Consider the following 18,103-nt stretch of genomic DNA (forward strand, 5'->3'; position numbering starts at 1 on the left):
TCTTTTTATTTATACCGACAGTGTTTTTTATTAATTTTTTTTTAATAAAGAATAAAATTAATAATAAATATTTTTTAATAATTTCAAGTTTATTTTTTTATAGTTTTTTTAATATTGTTTTTTTACCAATATTAATATTTTCAATTTTAATAAACTATTATATATCTTTAAAAATCAAATACTTTTTACAATCAAAAAAAGAATTATCTAAGAGATATTTATTTTTTGGGATTTTTTTCAATATATCTATTTTGATAGTTTTTAAATATACAAATTTTTTAATTTCTAATGTAAATTTTTTTATAGAGGAAAAATTAAGTCTTATAAACTTGATATACCCGTTAGCTCTAAGTTTTTTTTCAATACAGCAAATTGCTTATCTTGTTGATAATTATCAAAGTCCTGACCTCAAGACTCCAAATATTTCAGATTACTTTTTTTTCATATCTTTCTTTCCTCAACTAATTGCCGGTCCAATTGTTCTTTATAAAAATATCTCAAACCAAATTGAAAATCGATTTTTTTCAATTATTAATTATAAAAATATTTACATCGGGACAATAATATTTTTTATTGGCTTATTTAAAAAAGTAGTTATTTCAGATTATATAAGTATTTTTACACTTAATAATTATGCAAGGCTTGAGATGGGTTTTTTTGAGTCTTGGGCACTCAGTCTATCTTATACAATGCAAATTTATTATGATTTTAGTGGTTATAGCGATATGGCCATAGGAAGTGCATTAATATTTGGTATTAGTTTACCTAATAATTTCAATAGTCCATATAAATCTTTATCCTTAATCGAGTTTTGGAGAAGATGGCATATAACTTTGTCTAATTTTTTAACTTATTATTTATTTTTTCCAATACTTTCTACTTTTAAATCTATTAATAAATTTAAAGAATTGTTTTTAATATTTTTTGTTATGTTTGTCATGGGAATTTGGCATGGTGCATCATTCAGCTATTTAATTTTTGGCATGTTTCATGGATTTGGATTGATAATTAATCATTTATGGAGAGCAACCAACATAAAGATTAATAAAATTTTAAGTTGGTCAATATTATTTTTGTTTTTAAATATATCTTTTTTAATATTTTATTCGCCTGACCTTGACACTTTTAAAAATATTTCAAGAGGATTAGTTGGTTTAAATGGTATTGGATTAAAAGATTTAAGCACTTTAAATATTAGTGAAATTTTAAACTATAACTTGGGCTTAAATTTCAGCTTGTTTACTTTAAAATATATAATTGTATTATTTTCATCTGTAATTTTGATTTTTTCAAAGATAAATAGCGAAGATTTTAGGAATTATGAAAATATTTCTAAAAATAAATTCTTTTATTTTTTAATCATTATAGCAATCATGGGGATAATGAGAATTGATACTAGTAACATTATACAATTTTCATATTTTGAGTTTTAGTACTACAATTTTTTTTCAATCAGAATGATTATTTTTTCATCAGACATGCACGAAAGAGAAGAAAGTTCACTTGAGGAAAATTTAATAAGAAATTTTTTTTCAATTTTAACTATATTTTTAAAAAAGTCTAAAGAATCAAATTGTTTATTGTTTAGCCCTCCTGGAAACGTTTTTTTTATAAATTTTTTAACTTTATCTTTATCCATAAAATATTAGTATAGTTTACACTATGAATTACAATAAAATTATTCATTCAAATTTTTATAATAAATTTCTTAAAAATATTGATAATAATAAAATCTTATTTTACAGATATAATAATAATGAGAAAACTTATAATGATCTGAAGAACTATAGTGCTAAACTTTTTAAATTTTTAGATCAATTTAAAATTAAAAAAAAAGTCATTTTTACATACTCAAACAAATCATTTGAGATGTACTCATCAATAATGCCCATATTTCTTCAAAACTGTATATGGGTGCCGCTAAGTATTCATTATCCCACTGAAAGGCTAAAATTAATTTTTGAGCAGTTGAAACCTGATTTATTTTTATATGATAATAATAATGAATCTTTTCTTTCCTTTTTAAAAAAAAATAAAGTTAAGTGTGTCAACTTTAAGAGTATTTATCGTGTCAAATTATCAAAAAACTATTTGGATAATATATTTAAAAAAAAGATTTTAAAAACTAATATAAATTCAACTTGTATGGTTTATTTTACTTCTGGATCAACAAATATTCCCAAAGGTATTAAGATTAGTCAAAAAAATTTATTAATTGATGTCATTGATCAAAAATATCATTTATTTAAGAATAAAATAAAAAATCCAGTATTTGGTGATTATTACGACACTGCATTTAGTATATTTTTTGATATTTTTTTTCCAGCTGTGCTTTTAGGAGCTGCAATAAGTCCGGGTAAAACTAAATTCGAAAACTCAATTCCTTTAGAGCATATAAAAGAAAATAAAGTCAATGTATTCATTGGAGTACCTTCTACAATTCAACTAATTAAAAATTATCATAAAAATAAAAAAACTGATTTGATTTTTGATGTTTTTATTCTAACAGGTGAGCCATTTTTAATGAAATTGATACCCTATATATATAAAATATTTAAAATTAAAAAACTTTTTAATTGTTATGGATCAACAGAGACTTCAAATTGGACTTTTTTTCACAAATGTTCACCAAATGATTTGATCAAATTTCCAGATGAACCTTACACACCAATTGGCAAACCTTTTAGAAATGCTAAATTAAAAATTAAAAATAAGGAACTTGTTATTAAAGGTCCAACAGTATCTCAAGGTTACATTGAGCAGGTACAAAATAAAGGTGTTTTTGTTTTAAACAATAAAAACAAAGACAATGTTTATTATACATCTGATTTAGTTAAAAAAAGTTTTTCTAAATATTTTTGCATAGGCAGAAAATCAAACTTAGTAAAAATTAGAGGTTATAGGGTTGATATTTCAGAGATAGAGTATGTATTAAAAAAAAATAAACAGATTGATAACGTTATTATTTATGAAAAAAATAAATCAAATTATGAAAATTATTTAGTTGCTATAATATTATCGAAAAAAAAAATATTAGACACAGTACTAGTGAGTTATCTTACAACTAAACTCCCACAATATATGATACCAAAAAAATTTTATTTTGTTAAAAAGTTAAAACTAAATTCAAATGGCAAGGTAGATAGAAAAAAAAACATTTTAATTTTTGATAAAAAATTATTAAGATTACAGTCTTAATAATAGATATTTAAAAAATATTTTAAAAGAGGGTATCAAGACTGTGGTCTTGATAAAAAGTATCTTAATCAAGGATTAAGTAATTTGTAATTAAATTAAATTATTTAATAATCAACATCATTTTGTGCAGCAACAATTGATGGTTCGGTAATGTTAGGTGTTTTTGAGATTTCAATAATAAAATTATTAACATCCATTTCCTCTTTTAAAACTATATCATAAGTTAATTTTAGTGAACTTTTGTCGCCAGATGGTTCTGAGTTTAAAAGGATATGTGAGGAGCAAAATTTTTTTAATATATTTAAATACAGCGGAATATTTTCATCAAATTTACTGTATCTAAATTGTAAAATAAACTCACTTTTGTAAATAGCTCCGTAATTTGTTTTGTATAACACAAGAGCTGTTGTAGTAATTATAATTGATGAAGTTAATGCAATAAAATAACTCCCTGTTCCACAAGCCATACCTGCAGCCAAAGACCAAAATATATATATAATATCCTTTGTATCTTTTATTACAGTTCTGAATCTTATTATCGATAGAGCCCCAACAAGAGCGAATGCTCTAGCGATGTTGTTTCCAATTGTCATAATTACCATACAAACGATTAAACTTAAAAAAATATTTGTAATCATGAAAGATTGTGAATAGCTCATACCTTTATGTGTTTTTTTATAAATAAAACTTATTAATAAACCATAAAAAAAGGAAAGAATTAAATTTAATATAACCTCATTAGGAAAATATATTATTTGTAATTCTTGTAATTGGTTGGTAATTAAAGTTGATTCCATGCTATTAACATAAGTGATTTATGTTTAAATATAAAGGTATTATTTTTTTTATAACAACTTTAATTTTAGTAAGTTCTTCAATCGTATTCATATTATTTAATGATAACTTTCGAAGAAATTTATTTAATAAATTTTTCTCTGGGTATGGTCTTTATCAGACATTTAAGATGAGTAAAAATGTTTATGATAGAGATTTTGTTTCAGCAGAAAAGCAAATTTTATCCTACATAAACATTTCTCAAAAAATTTCAAAAGGAAAAAATTCAATGCTAAAAGGAATATTCCAAGTTACTGAACTAATATCATCAAAAGCATATACGCAAAAAGATTTTAACGATATGCAAGAAGTTTATATTGAAATTAATGAAATAACAGATGATATTTACCAGAACCATATTTGGCTTGCTAGAGCTTTGCTGGATGATGATTTAGATAAATCAATTTTTCATTTTAAAAAAGCTATAAAATTGGCAAGGTCAGATGAAAATGTATATAGGGAAATTGTTAATTTTTTATATAATAATAAAAAAGGAGCTGATTTAATAAATACATATTGCAAAAATTACTTTAAAGATAATGGGAGTGGCACAACAAAGAACGAAGGTTTTTTCTATGATGAAAAAAAGTTTTTTTATGGAAGCAGCTCTGAATTTGCAATTTCAATTAATAACAATAATTTACTTTATTCAAATTTTATTGGTGATGTTGGTAAATATATCAATTATAATATTAACTTAAAAAAAAATGAAAGTGTTAACCAGATAAGTATTTATAAAAATTTCTTTTCAGGATCAATAATAACTATAAATAATTTAGTTTTATCAAATGGTAATGAAGAATTTAAAATTAATTTAGATGCTATAATCGCCAATAGTTTGTTTAGTTATATTTACGATCAATCTAAGAATGAAATAATTATTTTTAATGCAAATGATAAAAGTGACATTATAAAATTAAACTTTTTAAAAAATTATAAGAATATTAGCAATATTTCTTTTAATTTAAAACTTGTTAGACTACCAATTATAAGTAACAATATTTGTTTAAACTTAGATGAAAATTAAAAAAACTTTTTTAACTTTTTTTATTCTTTTTTTTCCTTTTTTTTTATTAATTATATTTATTTTTTTTATAAATATAATCATTAAAGATCTTAATTATTCTCACAAAAGTCATAATACTTATGTTCCTGTTGTTAACTGGACAAAATATTATTTTGAACTTAAGAAAAAAAAAATAGAAAACTATTTTTTAAATCATAATAATGATGATAAACGATTAAATTCTGTGAATATTTATGTTACAGAAAAATCATCTAGGAAGCTATTATCAAACATTCCAAGTTCTACAAAACAATATGTTGATGCTTCAATTGATATTAATGGGAAAAATCAAAAAGCGAAGTTAAGATATTTGGGAGATAATCCTAGAAATTACTTGTTCCATAAAAAATCTATTCGTCTTAAACTTAAAAAATCAGAATTAGCAAATAGAACAAGATATCTTCAATTTAAGAATTATGAGGAGAATATTCTTGAAAGATATACCTCATATTTAATTGCAAAACATTTGAATATGTTAGTACCAAAAATGCAAATGATTGAACTATTTGTAAATGGTGAAAATTCAGGTCTGTATTTACAGGGTGAAAGACTGAATGAATCATTTTTGAGAAGAAACAAGATAATGCCAATTAATATTTACAAAGGTGAAGCATATATGAATAGTGAAAAAAAGATTGGTTTAGAATTTTACTTAGATCAAAATCCTGGATTGTGGGAAAAAATATCATATTTCAATATGGTAAAAAAAGATGATTACAGTGATTTAATTAGCTTTTTTCATGATATCAAAAATGCAAATAACTCAATAGACCATTTAAACAAGATTATAAAAAATGAAAATTTAGAATTATTAGCAAGAGCATCAATTTTGGAATTACTAACTAATAGCCAAAATGGTGATTATATTCACAATAGAAGAATTGCATTAGATCCTTGGTCAGGTAATGTACATATATTACCACATGATTATTCATACAATAAAACAACAATTGATTTGAGCAATAATTATTTAGATCAAAATGACACAAACCTATTTAATAATTTAAACCAAAGTAGTAAATTTTTAAATCATAAATATGATTTATTGATTAAATTAATAAAAGAAGAAAAGATTTTTAAAAAAGTTATTAGTGATTTATTAAATTTAAAAGATGAATATATAAATAGCAAATCTAGAGATCTAGGTTTAGTTAATCCACTAAAACTTTCAATTAAAAAAAATAGAAAACAAATTGAAAAAGAATTTGATGACTTGATTGTCTCTCTTAAGGAGAGAGAGCAAAAATTAATTAGTTTTTTTGAACAAAGTGTAAAAGCATCATGGGAAATTTCAAGTAATGGATTTGATATTCATTTAGAAGACTCATTACCATTATCTAATTTACAAATAAAATTTAAAGATGTTAAACCAAAATGGGTAATTTTTGATTATAACAATAATAAAATTATTGATGACAAAGATTTATATTTTTATCCCAATAATCAAAACCAATTCAAAATCAATCTTAAACTTTTTGCGAATAGAATTGCAATTCTTAAAGATAATCTTGAAGTGAAAAAAAAAATTATTACACAGAAAACAAAATTTTCTTTCTTTGTTGATAATGGTTATATGCCCTCTGCATTGTTATCATCTTTTAATTTAAAAAAGAAAATAAAATTTAATGATGAGAATACAGTCTCAACTCTGCCAAGTTTAAACAATATAGCAATTAGTTATAATCAAGAAAAACAAAAAATTTTAAGTGGAGAAATTTTTGTAGATAAGGATCTCATTATAAAGGACCCAATTAAGATTAAAGAAGGTACAATTTTTAAACTTAAAAATAATGTCAGTATTATTTTTGAAAATAAAGTAGAGGCTATAGGATCCAATAAAAAGCCAATTATATTTAAGAGCAATTCAGAAAAAGATTATTTTGGCACAATAGCAATTCATGGTTTGAAAACTGAGGGTAGCATCTTTAAAAATGTTTTAATTCATAATGGATCTGGAAAAAAAGTAAATGGTATTAATTATTTTTCTTCTTTATCAATTCATTCAGCAAAAAATATAAGATTAAACAATATTGAGGTTAGAGATAATTCTAAATATGATGATATGGTTCATATTATCTATTCTGAAGGTGTTAAAGTAAAAAATTCAAAATTTATAAATGCATATAGGGATTCAATTGATGTAGACATTTCTAAAGATATATACTTCAATCAAGTTGAAATAACCAATTCAGGGAATGATGGCATAGATTTTATGGAAAGTACTGCAGAATTAAAAAATTTGACGGTTGCATTAAGTGGAGATAAGGGAATTTCTGTTGGTGAAAATTCTGACATATCAGTGCATAAATCAATTTTTAGGCAAAATAATTATGGTTTGGCTTCAAAAGATTCATCAAGAGTAAAAATATTTAATTCATCATTTGTAAATAACAATATTCAACTAAGCACTTATAAAAAAAATTGGAGATATGGTGCATCAGGAAATATTTTTGTTTATCAATCAAAAATAATTTCAAAAAAAAATAACATTAACTCAGATAATTCTGGTTTGATTAAAATTGTATCTAGCGAGATTAATGGAGAAATTGTAAAAAAAAATAACGTTATTATTGAATAATTATTAGCCTATTTTATGAGAAAATATCAAATTAAAAAAGATAATAATTTTTTTTCAAGATTTGAATTTAAATATATTTTAAAAAAAAGTTTATCTAGTTTAATTAAAAATGAAGTTAAACATTTTATGCATCAAGATAAATTCACCAAAGATAATGATTACTATTTGGTTAGGTCTTTATATTTTGATAATCAAGAGTGTTCAAATTTTAATGAAAAAATTGATGGTTTAAAAAATAGACATAAATTCAGGATAAGAACGTACTCGGAAAAAAAAAAACAACGTTCCTGTTTTTCTAGAAATGAAAGGAAGAAACAATTTGAGAACCTTTAAAAATAGAACAAAAATAATTAATGATGATTTATTATTATTTTACAATAATCAAAATTTATTTAATCTAAAAAAAAAATATACAAATGATAATTTAGTAGATAGTTTCATTTTTGATGTATATAAAAAGAAAATATCTCCAATGGTTTTAATTGATTATAACAGATTACCCTTAGAAAGTAAAAATGGAGTTTATTTTAGACTCACATTTGATAGTGATATAAAAGCTTGTAAGTCAGATAGTATTTATGGAACAGATAATTCATGGAATTTATGTTTACCTGGATATGAAATTCTTGAGGTAAAATTTGATTTTACTATGCCCCCATGGTTTCATCGAATAATACAAAATTATCAATTAAAAAGATTATCCGTATCTAAATTTGTTTTAGGTTTTGAAGCAACAAAATTAGCTTACGATTATGAGGGAAGATAGTTAGTTTATTATGTTTAAATATAGAATAATTGATAACTTTTTATCAAAAAATGATCTTGATATTGTTTCTAATTTAAAATTAGGAAAAATTGAAAATAAAGGAAAAAGAGTATTCCACAATAGAATCCATAAAAATGGAGCAATAGAGTCATCTTGTTTAAGTAAAGAAATAATTAAAAAAATGCACAATAGATATTTTCCAATAGCTATAAATTTATTAAAAGAGTTTTCTGAAAAAAAAATTGAATTATATGAATATTCAGATTTTCACATTGTAATTACTGGAAAAGACTATAATTATCCCATTCACGTAGATGCTCACAATAAATTATTAAGTGGTGTAATATACTTAAAGCCAGATAATAATTTAGGAACTAGACTGTATGAAGAAAATAAAAAAGATTTTGTTGAGCTTGAATGGAAATCAAATAGATCTTTGTTTTTTTCAAGAAACAACAAAACATTTCATAGCTATAAATCTAACGGTATTTCTGAAAGAGTTACTTTAATTTACAACTTGATGACAACTAATGTCAAAGATGTTTGTAAAATTGATGGAGATAGTTATAAAATTTTGAAATTAAAAGAATATTTTAAAAAGATGTTAAACTAAAATTTTACTTATTATCCTTGTTCTATTATAAGTATTAGCATAAATATTCATGAAATTCATTAATGCCCTCGTGGTGAAATTGGTAGACACAACGGACTTAAAATCCGTGCCTTTTTTGGAGTGCCAGTTCGAGTCTGGCCGAGGGCACCACTAAATGACTAAACTTCAGATAATTTCTGATAAAAATAAAAAATCAATAAAGATAAAAAACCTACTAACTAAAAAAATTAATAATAATCAATTTAAGCAAAAAAATCTTATAATTGTTATTGGTGGCGATGGGTTTATGCTTGAAACCTTAAAAAAAATTAGAAATAAAAAAAAACAATTTTATGGAATTAATTCAGGAAATTATGGATTCTTGATGAATAAATTTTCATCAAAAAATATTATTAAAAATTTATCTAGTGCTAAAATGATTTCGATTTCTCCATTAGAAATGATTGTAAAAGATAAGAATAATAAAATTACAAAATCGTTAGCTATTAATGAAGTCTCTGTATTAAGACAAAGCAGACAAGCTGCATCATTATCAATTAAACATGGATCAAAACAAATTATTAAAAATTTAGTTTCAGATGGAGTCTTGGTTTCCACACCAGCAGGAAGTACTGCTTATAATCTCTCTGTTCATGGACCTATATTAAGTTTAAACTCAAAAAAATTATCCATAGCACCAATTAGTCCATTTAGACCTAGAAGATGGAAAGCTAAAATAGTTAGTGATAAATTAAAAATTGTAATTAATAATTTAAATCCATCTAAAAGACCAATTAGCTCAGTAGCTGATAATTTAGAAGTCAGAAATGCCAAATCAATTACAGTAAAAATAAATAATAAAATTAATTTTAATCTCTTATATGATAATAGCAGAAGCTTACAAAAAAAGATTAAAATTGAACAATTAAGAAAAGAAACTAGTTAATAAATTATTTTCTAATAAAAAAATTTTATAATTTTTTACATTAAAGTTTTTATTTTAATGATATGAGTGTGTTAATTTAATTTAAATGAAATTTATCAATAAATATACTTTTAAGAAACCATCATATAGATTAATCTTCTATATAGCCTTAAGTTTAATTATTTCTTATATAATCTTAGATGCATCGCAAAGCAAAATTACATGGAAGGAATTTTGGAATTATTTTATAATAAAAACTCCAAAACACTGGCCAGCATTTAGTGATATTTATCACATCCAAAGTAGTCTTATATGCAAACTTAGTGGCATAGATCCGTTCATAACAAATCCATGTGAATTCTATAATATAAGATACCAATACCCTATTACTTGGTTATTTGTTTTTGAATATTTAAATTTAGATAATGAGAATAATTTTAGAATATTTATTTTTTTCATTTTATCATTTTTGTTTTTAACTTATTTTTTACTATTAAAAATATCAAAAAATAAATTTAATAAGATAATCCTGATATTGTTATTTTTTTCAACTTCATCTACGTTAGTGATAGAAAGAGGCAATGTAGATCTCATAATTTTTTCATTAACTTTTTTAATAGTCCTTATTCCCTCATATTATATGTCTTTATTAATTATATCTGGGTTATCTTTGTTAAAAATCTATCCTTTTTTTCTATTTTTTTATTTATTAGCAAAAAAAGACAAAAAGATAATTACTATATCAATTATGCTTTTAGTTATTTATTTTATTTATGAAGTATCCATAGCAAAATATATAGATAAGAATCATTCAATAATGGCACTTTCACAATCTTATGGTGTTCAATCTATCACAGAGGGAATATTTAAAACTCTAGAAAAAACTAATTTTGCATTCATTACTGAAAATCAAAAAAATATAATTAGATTAACATGTAGTTTAGTATTTTTACTAATAAGTATTTTATTTTTTTTAACTGGAATTAATTCTAATAAAAAAATTGAATTTCTGAAAAAAGATATACAAAAAAATTTATTTACTTTAGGAGCTACAATTTATATTGGTAGCTACATATTTTACAGTAATGTTGATTATAGATTAATTTTTTTATTTTTTACAATCCCATTTATGGAGAATTTTAGTAAAAAGGTTAATTATGCATACTGTTTTTCAATTTTCATTATATCAAATAGTTTTTTTTTAAGTTTTGCTCCATTAACAATTGAGCACATCATTTATACTTCAATACTTTATCTAATAAAATTATTTTTAGTTTTTTTTCTAGCTTTCTATTTGGGCATACTTAATAAGGACTTTTTTAAATTAAAATCGTAAGCTAATCAAATGAAAGATATATATATAGTTATTTCTTCTGTTAAATAAAAAAATATAAATAGAATTTTTAAACAGAAATTTATGGCATAGGTTGGGCTCATAAAAATGACACTAAATGGAATTATCAAAAAAAATTTAAAAAATTAATTATTCATTTCGTTTAAAGCTTTGTATATATCTTTTTTAATTTTCCACCCTAAAATTTTTTTTGCAAAACGATTATCACCGATAAGGTTGATTTGTTTTTTTTTAATGTTAATATTACTATCTATAATATTTTTTAATTTATTTTTATTTAAGAGATACTTAATTAATTTATTTACACTAGTTAATTTTGAAGAGGATAAAATTATATTATCCACAATAATTTTCTTTTTAATAAGAAGAAATATAGCATTACAAATATCCTCAGCATGAGAAAAATCTGCGTAAATATTTTGTTTATAAATTTTATTAATAAAGCTTTTATCCTTATTTTTAATAGATTTAATTATCCTTGGAAGTAAAAACTTTTCAGATCTAAATTTAGAGTCATGATTAAATAATATCAAGTTTATATATTTAAATTTACTTTTTTTTTTAAGAAGTTTCATATATTTTATAATATCAATTCTAAACGATGTGTAGGGGTCTTTTTTAGTAATTTGGAATTTTTCATTAACTTTTTTTTTAGTTTTTTTAAAAATTTGAGATGAGTTTGCAAATATGAAAATAGAATTAAGATTTAAATTATTTATTGAATTAATCAAATTCAAAGTTGATTTTATATTATTTTTTTCAAATTTTTTTTTTTATTCTTTTGATTAAATGAAGGGTTCTCAGAACCTAAATGAACTATATAATCTGGTTTTGATTTAAATAAAAATCTTTCTATTTCTACTGAATTAAGTAAATCCAATATATAATATTTTACTTTATCTATTTTTTTTTTAAATTTTTTACTACGGATAACGCCCATGACGTTAAAACCTTTTTTAATTAATATTTCAGATAATATGATTCCATCTTGACCTTGAGCTCCTGTAATTAAAATATTCATATTTGGTATTTATATTATATACTGTAAATCAACTTTATTTGATATTTTGAATTATTCCTATTGAACCAGATAACTCTAAAGATAATAAGATCATTTTTTCATCTTTTAAGTAAATAATATCTCTTATTCTTTCTCCAATAAATATTTCTTCTTTATAAAGCAATTTATTATAATTATCATTAAACTTAACTCTATAAAGAGCCTTTTTGTTTAATGAACCTATTAAAAAATTATTTTGCCAAAAAGTAGAAAAGTTATTTGGTAATCTTATTATTTCTGAAATCCCAATTGATGGTGTGAAAGCAAATATTGGTTCTTCAAAATTATATATTTTGTGATTTTTTTTATAATAAACTTTTTTATGAGATCTTTTTCCATCATATATTGTTCCATATGATGACACAGGCCACCCATAGTTTTTTTTATAGGATATGTTATTAATTTCATCTCCACCATTAGGACCATTTTCAGTAGCTAGTACTAATTTTTTATCAACATACAAACCCAATATATTTCTGTGTCCTTTAGAAAAAACTTCCCAATTATGATTCTTTTTATCTAATATTAATATTTTTCCACAGATACTATCATTTGAAATTTCTTCAAAAATAGTATCGTTGGATTTACGAATGAACCCAGTTGTTAATAAAAGTCCATTTATATTTCCATCATTATAATATTTCATTTTTCCGCCAAGCTGGAAAGCTGAAACACATCTAGCATCACTTTCTTGAAAAATCTTATCAAATTGAATTTTATTCAAATTTTGAATTGAAGATTTATAAACCACTAGAGAAAACTTGTCATCTTCACTTTTAATATAGCCAGAAATATAAATGTCATTATCATTTATAAAAAAGTCAGTTACACCATTTAATTTTAAGTTTGTTTCAATTTTTTTAAAATTTTTATTATTTACAAAATCTAATACCTTTGAAAAATATAAATTATTATTTTTATCAATTATTAATAAATTCTTTTTATAAGTTTCTAAAAAAAAAGTATAACATTTACCACTATAACAATTATTTGACTCTAAGAAATTAATCCTTTTTTTATCAAAATTAAAATCTTTAAATTGTGTTTTTGGAAGAAACACAGAGTTATAGTCATTCATTAATTTTGGAATAATATTTTTTTTATCACCCTTAATTATTTTTTTTAATTCTTTTGAGTAATGTAAAATAAAAAAATTATTTGTATTATTAATATATACTAAAACACCCGCTATACTTATTAAAGCAACCCAAAATATTACCAGAATAAATTTATTTATAGTAGATAATAGCTTCATAGGATTTTAATATATTTTAAAGTGAAATAAGTAAAGAGTACTGTGGTGCCCCCGCACGGAGTCGAACCGCGGACCTATTGATTACAAATCAATTGCTCTACCAGCTGAGCTACAAGGGCATAATTTAATTATTAGTTTTTTTAGTTTAATTAGTTAATTAAATCAATCCATAATTAATTATTCATCATTTAGGTTATTTACGGATAAATAAATGATAGATATCAAATTTATAATGTTCCTCAAACTCGTTATTTTCAATGTATAATTCAGCAAATTTTTGATCACGAGTTATTAGAGCTTTTATATTACAATATTTATTTTTTTCACCTTTTAAAACCTTTCTTGGATAATAATCTTTTAAATAAGGATGTTTTATAAACCAACCACCCCAATTACATAACTTATGTATTTCACCATCTAATTTTGTTGTGTAAAAAATATAATCGTCAGAGAAAACATTTGAATAGCCTAAACCTTTTTTATTTAATATAGGAACAATCTTATAATTTATTTCTGAACTTAATTTGTATTTTTGAATAACATATTTGAAATGATAGGAAGATAGATAAATAAGATGTCCAATTAGAAAAAGAAAAATAAAGCATGTAATAAATTTAGATCTTATTATTTCTCTAAAATTCAATAAAATAATTATATAACAGATAAATAATGATGGATAATAACCAGCATGATAACCTGGCAACACAATAAGAAGGTAACCTAGAAAAATTACTAGTGAGAATAAAATTATACTTTTTCTGGATACAGAATAAGCAAGTAAAAAGCAAAATATAAATGGATAAACCATTCTTAAAACACCTCTAATATGATTTAGTGTTATTGAAACAATATGATCAATTTTTTCATTAAATAAATTAAAATTTATATAGTGTTCTGATTGGTAAACTATTTTTAAATCTCTCCAATCACCCAATTTTTCACCATGTAAATAATAGTATAACTTTCCTGTAGTCAGAGACTCAGAAAATGCGTTTATTAAAAATAAATGAAAATTTGAAATTAAAAAAGGTGTTATTAAAGTAAAAATGATTATTAAATATTTCTTATAATTAGATATAAGCTTTTTATTACATTGAATATTTTCATAATATAAGAATAAAACAAAAAGAAAAAAAACAATTATTGGACCCTGGTGTCTAAATATAGCTGATACACCAATTAATACTCCTCCTAAAATACAAACTAAAAGATTTTTTTTAAAATAATAACCAATAATAAAAAGAAGAATTCCATTATATAAAAGTAAAATAAAAATACCATCTGAATGAATAAAACCAATAGTAAAGATTATTATTAAATGAAAAATTAAAAAAAATAGATAAAGATAAAATTTTTCAACCTGATTAAATTTTTGTTTAATTAATTCTGTAATTGAATAAACGAGATAACTACTCTGAAAGCTTAAATAAACAATTAAAAAGGATAGTATTGTTAAAGAATTAGAGAATAATAAAGTATAATATGTAAATCCTGGGGGGTAATAGCCATTTACAAATTTTAAATTTCCATCAAGGGATGTTACTTTGAATATATGAAGTATATCACTTGTTTCAGGATAACCTTTAACTAGTAAAATTGAGCCGTAAAAAATTAAATTTACTAAAATAAAAGATATAATAAATAACTTTTTTAAATTAATTTTATTAAGTAGTTTCATAAAATAAACTTATATTTTAATTATTATAAACATGTAATAAATATATTATTTACAAATAAGAATAACAGCAAGATTTAAAAATATTATAATGCAAAAAAAAATTTGCCCAATTTGTGAATCTGATAAATATTCAAAATTAGTATATGATGAAAAATTACCAGATGATTTAGTAAATCCTAATTTTGCAGGTCGAAAAGATCCTGACGGTTATCATTATCAAATGTTAAGATGTGAAAATTGCACTTTACTTTATGCTTCAGAAATATATGACGAAGATTATTCAAATCAATTGTATAACGACAGTTCATTTGATTACTCACCAGAACTTGAAGGTTTAACAAAATCTTATTCAAAGACTATAAAAGAAGGGATTCAATTATTAAATAATTCAAAAGAAAATTTTTTAGAAATAGGGTGTGGTAATGGCTTTATGTTGCAAGAAGCATTAAGATTAGGATTTAAAAATGTAAAAGGCATTGAACCCTCTAAAGATGCAATATCTTTTGCGGACAGTAAAATAAAAAATTTTATTCAAAATAGAATTTTTGATGAGAATCAAATTGAAAATGAAAAATATGATTTAGTATTTATTGCAATGGTTATTGAACATGTTGTTGATGCTAATAAATTCTTAGCAAGCATATACAAAGTTCTTAAACCAGGAGGTATTGTAATTTGTGTTTGTCATAATGAGAGACATTTTTTGGCTAAGATATTAAAAGAAAAACATCCTATAATTAATGATGAACATGTAGCTGTATTTAACAAAGAAGCTTTAAATTTAATTTTCAAAAAAAATAAATTTGTAGATGTTAAAATTAGAAATTTAAAAAACTATTATTCCTTTAATTACTGGTTAAAAATGATACCAATTCCAAGGATAATTAAAAATCTATTAAATAAAACAATTATGTTAATATTAAAAAACTTATTAATAGGTCTCAATGCTGGTAATCAGTATTTGATTGCAAAAAAAAAAATAAAAATTAAAAAATTTAATTTTATAGCTATTTTATTTTAAATTTTATAATGAACAATTTAATGTAACTACTTTGAAATATCCAATTCTCATAACTGGTGCTGCTGGATTTGTAGGGGCAAATTTAGCGCGTTATTTTGCGTCAAAGGGGATCAAAATACACATCATAATTAAAAAAAATTCAAATTTATGGAGAATTAAAGATGTAATGAACAAAATTCATGTTCATCATTCTGATTTGAATAATAAAACAAATATAAAAAGAATTATCAAAAAAATTAAACCAAAAACTATTTTTCACTTAGCAGCTAATGGAGCTTATTCTGATCAAAATAATCTTGGAAAAATAAAAGAATCTATTTTTGACTCAACATTTAATCTTGTTAATGAATGCAAAAAATATAAATTTAATATATTTATTAACACTGGTTCGAGTTCAGAGTATGGTTTTAAGAAAAATAAAATGAGAGAAAGTGATGTTCTTATTCCAAATAGCTATTATTCAGCTTTTAAAAGTTCAGCAACCTTATATTGCCAATTTGAAAGTATAAATTCCAATATTCAAATAGTTACAATTAGACCTTTTCATGTTTATGGACCATTCGAAAGACCTAGTAGATTAATACCAGTTTTAATAAAGAAAATGTTGTCAAACAAAAGTATAAGTCTTGTTTCTCCAAAAATATCTAGAGATTTAATTCATATAGATGATTTAATTAAATTTTATATAAAAATTGCAAATAAAAAAGATTTAATTGGTGAAATATTTAATTTAGGAAGTGGAAAAAAATATACAATAAAAAATATTTATAATTCTTTAAGAAAATTAACTGGTTACAAAAAAAAAAATTTGTGGAGTACAATGAAAAATAGAACATGGGATCAGAATACATGGTATGCTGATATGTCTTATGTTAAAAAAAAAATAAATTGGACGCCAAAGTTAAATTTGAATAATGGTTTGTCTAAAACTATCAACTGGTATAAGAATTTTTACAATGAGAAAAAAAAATAAATCAATAGATAAAATTAATTTTATATCAAAAGAGCTTAAAAAAAAAATTTTAGATATTTCATTTAAAAAAAAAGCTCATCATATTGGATCATGCTTGTCATGCATAGACTTACTATGTGCCTTATATTTTGGGTTCATGAAAATAGATAAAAAAAAAATAAATAAAAATGATAGATTCATAATGAGCAAAGGTCATGCGGCTTTATCTTATTATTTGATTTTGATGAAACACAAATTTTTTACAGAAAAATTTCTTATGAATGAGTACTTAACTGATAATGGAAAACTTGGTGGTCATCCCGACATGAATAATAAATTGGGCATTGATTTTTCATCAGGGTCTTTAGGTAATGGAATTTCAGTAGCAGCTGGGATGGCGTATGCCTTTAAAGCAGACAAAAAAAAAAATAAAGTTTTTGTATTAGTTGGTGATGGAGAGTGCAATGAGGGAATTGTATGGGAAACAGCATTATTTGCAGGTCATCATAAATTAGATAATTTATTTGTTATTATAGACTATAATAAATTACAAGGTTTTGGGTCAACAGATAAAATTTTAAATTTAGAACCGTTAAAACCAAAATTTGAAAGTTTTAATTGGAATGTCATCCAAACAGATGGTCACAATATAATTGAAATTTTAAGATCCCTCAAATCACTCAACAAAAAAAAAAGACCAAATTTACTTATAGCCAATACAATTAAAGGAAAAGGTGTGAAATTTATGGAAAATAAATTTGAGTCTCATTATGAAGTTTTAAATGAAAATAAATACAATATATCAATTAAAAACTTAAATTAAT

16 protein-coding genes, 2 tRNA genes and 1 pseudogene are annotated in these 18,103 nt (G+C 22.6%); 12 read left to right on the top strand and 7 right to left on the bottom strand.

Features of this window, described 5'->3' with window-relative positions; all coding sequences use genetic code 11:
• Positions 1-20 precede the first annotated feature (20 nt).
• The gene (locus AC5SMR_RS02510) at positions 21-1,433 is read left to right on the top strand and encodes an MBOAT family O-acyltransferase (RefSeq protein ID WP_494577256.1); all 1,413 of its coding nucleotides are present in this window, start codon (positions 21-23) and stop codon (positions 1,431-1,433) included.
• A gap of 2 nt (positions 1,434-1,435) precedes the next feature.
• Here the strand turns inward: AC5SMR_RS02510 and AC5SMR_RS02515 are convergent, their stop codons facing one another.
• The gene (locus AC5SMR_RS02515) at positions 1,436-1,639 is read right to left on the bottom strand and encodes a hypothetical protein (RefSeq protein WP_494577257.1); all 204 of its coding nucleotides are present in this window, start codon (positions 1,637-1,639) and stop codon (positions 1,436-1,438) included.
• Positions 1,640-1,662: 23 nt separating this feature from the next.
• On the opposite strand from AC5SMR_RS02515, the gene AC5SMR_RS02520 reads away from it, so the two are divergent.
• Entirely contained in the window at positions 1,663-3,198 is a 1,536-nt protein-coding gene (locus tag AC5SMR_RS02520) for an AMP-binding protein (RefSeq protein ID WP_494577258.1), read from the top strand.
• A gap of 104 nt (positions 3,199-3,302) precedes the next feature.
• On the opposite strand, the gene AC5SMR_RS02525 is transcribed toward AC5SMR_RS02520, so the two are convergent.
• On the bottom strand, positions 3,303-3,995 hold the full coding sequence (locus tag AC5SMR_RS02525; protein ID WP_494577259.1) for a DUF4956 domain-containing protein: 693 nt from the start codon (positions 3,993-3,995) through the stop codon (positions 3,303-3,305).
• A 20-nt stretch (positions 3,996-4,015) separates the two neighbouring features.
• Here AC5SMR_RS02525 and AC5SMR_RS02530 point away from each other — a divergent pair, with 20 nt between their 5' ends.
• The 7 genes and pseudogenes from AC5SMR_RS02530 (at position 4,016) to AC5SMR_RS02560 (ending at position 11,295) form a co-directional block, all read left to right on the top strand.
• Positions 4,016-5,059 carry a hypothetical protein gene (locus AC5SMR_RS02530; RefSeq protein ID WP_494577260.1) on the top strand — a complete coding sequence of 348 codons (1,044 nt, stop codon included), beginning with the start codon at positions 4,016-4,018 and terminating at the stop codon, positions 5,057-5,059.
• Entirely contained in the window at positions 5,049-7,676 is a 2,628-nt protein-coding gene (locus tag AC5SMR_RS02535) for a CotH kinase family protein (protein ID WP_494577261.1), read from the top strand. The genes AC5SMR_RS02530 and AC5SMR_RS02535 overlap by 11 nt, the downstream gene beginning before the upstream one ends.
• A 15-nt stretch (positions 7,677-7,691) precedes the next feature.
• A pseudogene (locus AC5SMR_RS02540) lies at positions 7,692-8,442 on the top strand (polyphosphate polymerase domain-containing protein).
• Between the two features lie 10 nt (positions 8,443-8,452).
• A complete protein-coding gene (locus tag AC5SMR_RS02545) occupies positions 8,453-9,055 on the top strand; it encodes a hypothetical protein (RefSeq protein WP_494577262.1) in 603 nt (200 codons plus the stop codon).
• Between the two features lie 64 nt (positions 9,056-9,119).
• Positions 9,120-9,205, top strand: a tRNA-Leu gene (locus AC5SMR_RS02550).
• Between the two features lie 4 nt (positions 9,206-9,209).
• Entirely contained in the window at positions 9,210-9,980 is a 771-nt protein-coding gene (locus AC5SMR_RS02555; RefSeq protein WP_494577263.1) for an NAD kinase, read from the top strand.
• Positions 9,981-10,065: 85 nt separating this feature from the next.
• Positions 10,066-11,295 carry a hypothetical protein gene (locus tag AC5SMR_RS02560; protein WP_494577264.1) on the top strand — a complete coding sequence of 410 codons (1,230 nt, stop codon included), beginning with the start codon at positions 10,066-10,068 and terminating at the stop codon, positions 11,293-11,295.
• Positions 11,296-11,438: 143 nt separating this feature from the next.
• Here the strand turns inward: AC5SMR_RS02560 and AC5SMR_RS02565 are convergent, their stop codons facing one another.
• The 5 genes from AC5SMR_RS02565 to AC5SMR_RS02585 all read right to left on the bottom strand — a co-directional run bounded on the left by AC5SMR_RS02565 (position 11,439) and on the right by AC5SMR_RS02585 (position 15,306).
• A complete protein-coding gene (locus tag AC5SMR_RS02565) occupies positions 11,439-12,044 on the bottom strand; it encodes a GDP-mannose 4,6-dehydratase (protein ID WP_494577265.1) in 606 nt (201 codons plus the stop codon).
• A 14-nt stretch (positions 12,045-12,058) separates the two neighbouring features.
• Positions 12,059-12,334, bottom strand: coding sequence for an NAD-dependent epimerase/dehydratase family protein (locus AC5SMR_RS02570; RefSeq protein ID WP_494577266.1), 276 nt, complete (start codon positions 12,332-12,334; stop codon positions 12,059-12,061).
• A gap of 34 nt (positions 12,335-12,368) precedes the next feature.
• Positions 12,369-13,628 (bottom strand): PQQ-dependent sugar dehydrogenase, encoded by a 1,260-nt coding sequence (locus tag AC5SMR_RS02575; protein WP_494577267.1) that lies wholly within the window; start codon positions 13,626-13,628, stop codon positions 12,369-12,371.
• Between the two features lie 43 nt (positions 13,629-13,671).
• A tRNA-Thr gene (locus AC5SMR_RS02580) sits at positions 13,672-13,747 on the bottom strand.
• Between the two features lie 74 nt (positions 13,748-13,821).
• Positions 13,822-15,306 (bottom strand): hypothetical protein, encoded by a 1,485-nt coding sequence (locus tag AC5SMR_RS02585; protein WP_494577268.1) that lies wholly within the window; start codon positions 15,304-15,306, stop codon positions 13,822-13,824.
• A gap of 88 nt (positions 15,307-15,394) precedes the next feature.
• Between AC5SMR_RS02585 and AC5SMR_RS02590 the strand changes: the two genes are divergently transcribed.
• The 3 genes from AC5SMR_RS02590 to AC5SMR_RS02600 are packed head-to-tail and all read left to right on the top strand — an operon-like array spanning position 15,395 to position 18,102.
• Positions 15,395-16,327 carry a class I SAM-dependent methyltransferase gene (locus AC5SMR_RS02590; RefSeq protein WP_494577269.1) on the top strand — a complete coding sequence of 311 codons (933 nt, stop codon included), beginning with the start codon at positions 15,395-15,397 and terminating at the stop codon, positions 16,325-16,327.
• A 31-nt stretch (positions 16,328-16,358) separates the two neighbouring features.
• Entirely contained in the window at positions 16,359-17,300 is a 942-nt protein-coding gene (locus AC5SMR_RS02595; protein ID WP_494577270.1) for an NAD-dependent epimerase/dehydratase family protein, read from the top strand.
• Complete coding sequence (locus AC5SMR_RS02600) at positions 17,284-18,102, top strand: transketolase (protein WP_494577271.1); 819 nt, start codon at positions 17,284-17,286, stop codon at positions 18,100-18,102. The genes AC5SMR_RS02595 and AC5SMR_RS02600 overlap by 17 nt, the downstream gene beginning before the upstream one ends.
• Position 18,103: the final 1 nt, after the last annotated feature.

Source organism: Candidatus Pelagibacter sp. PS_28, from assembly GCF_059417885.1.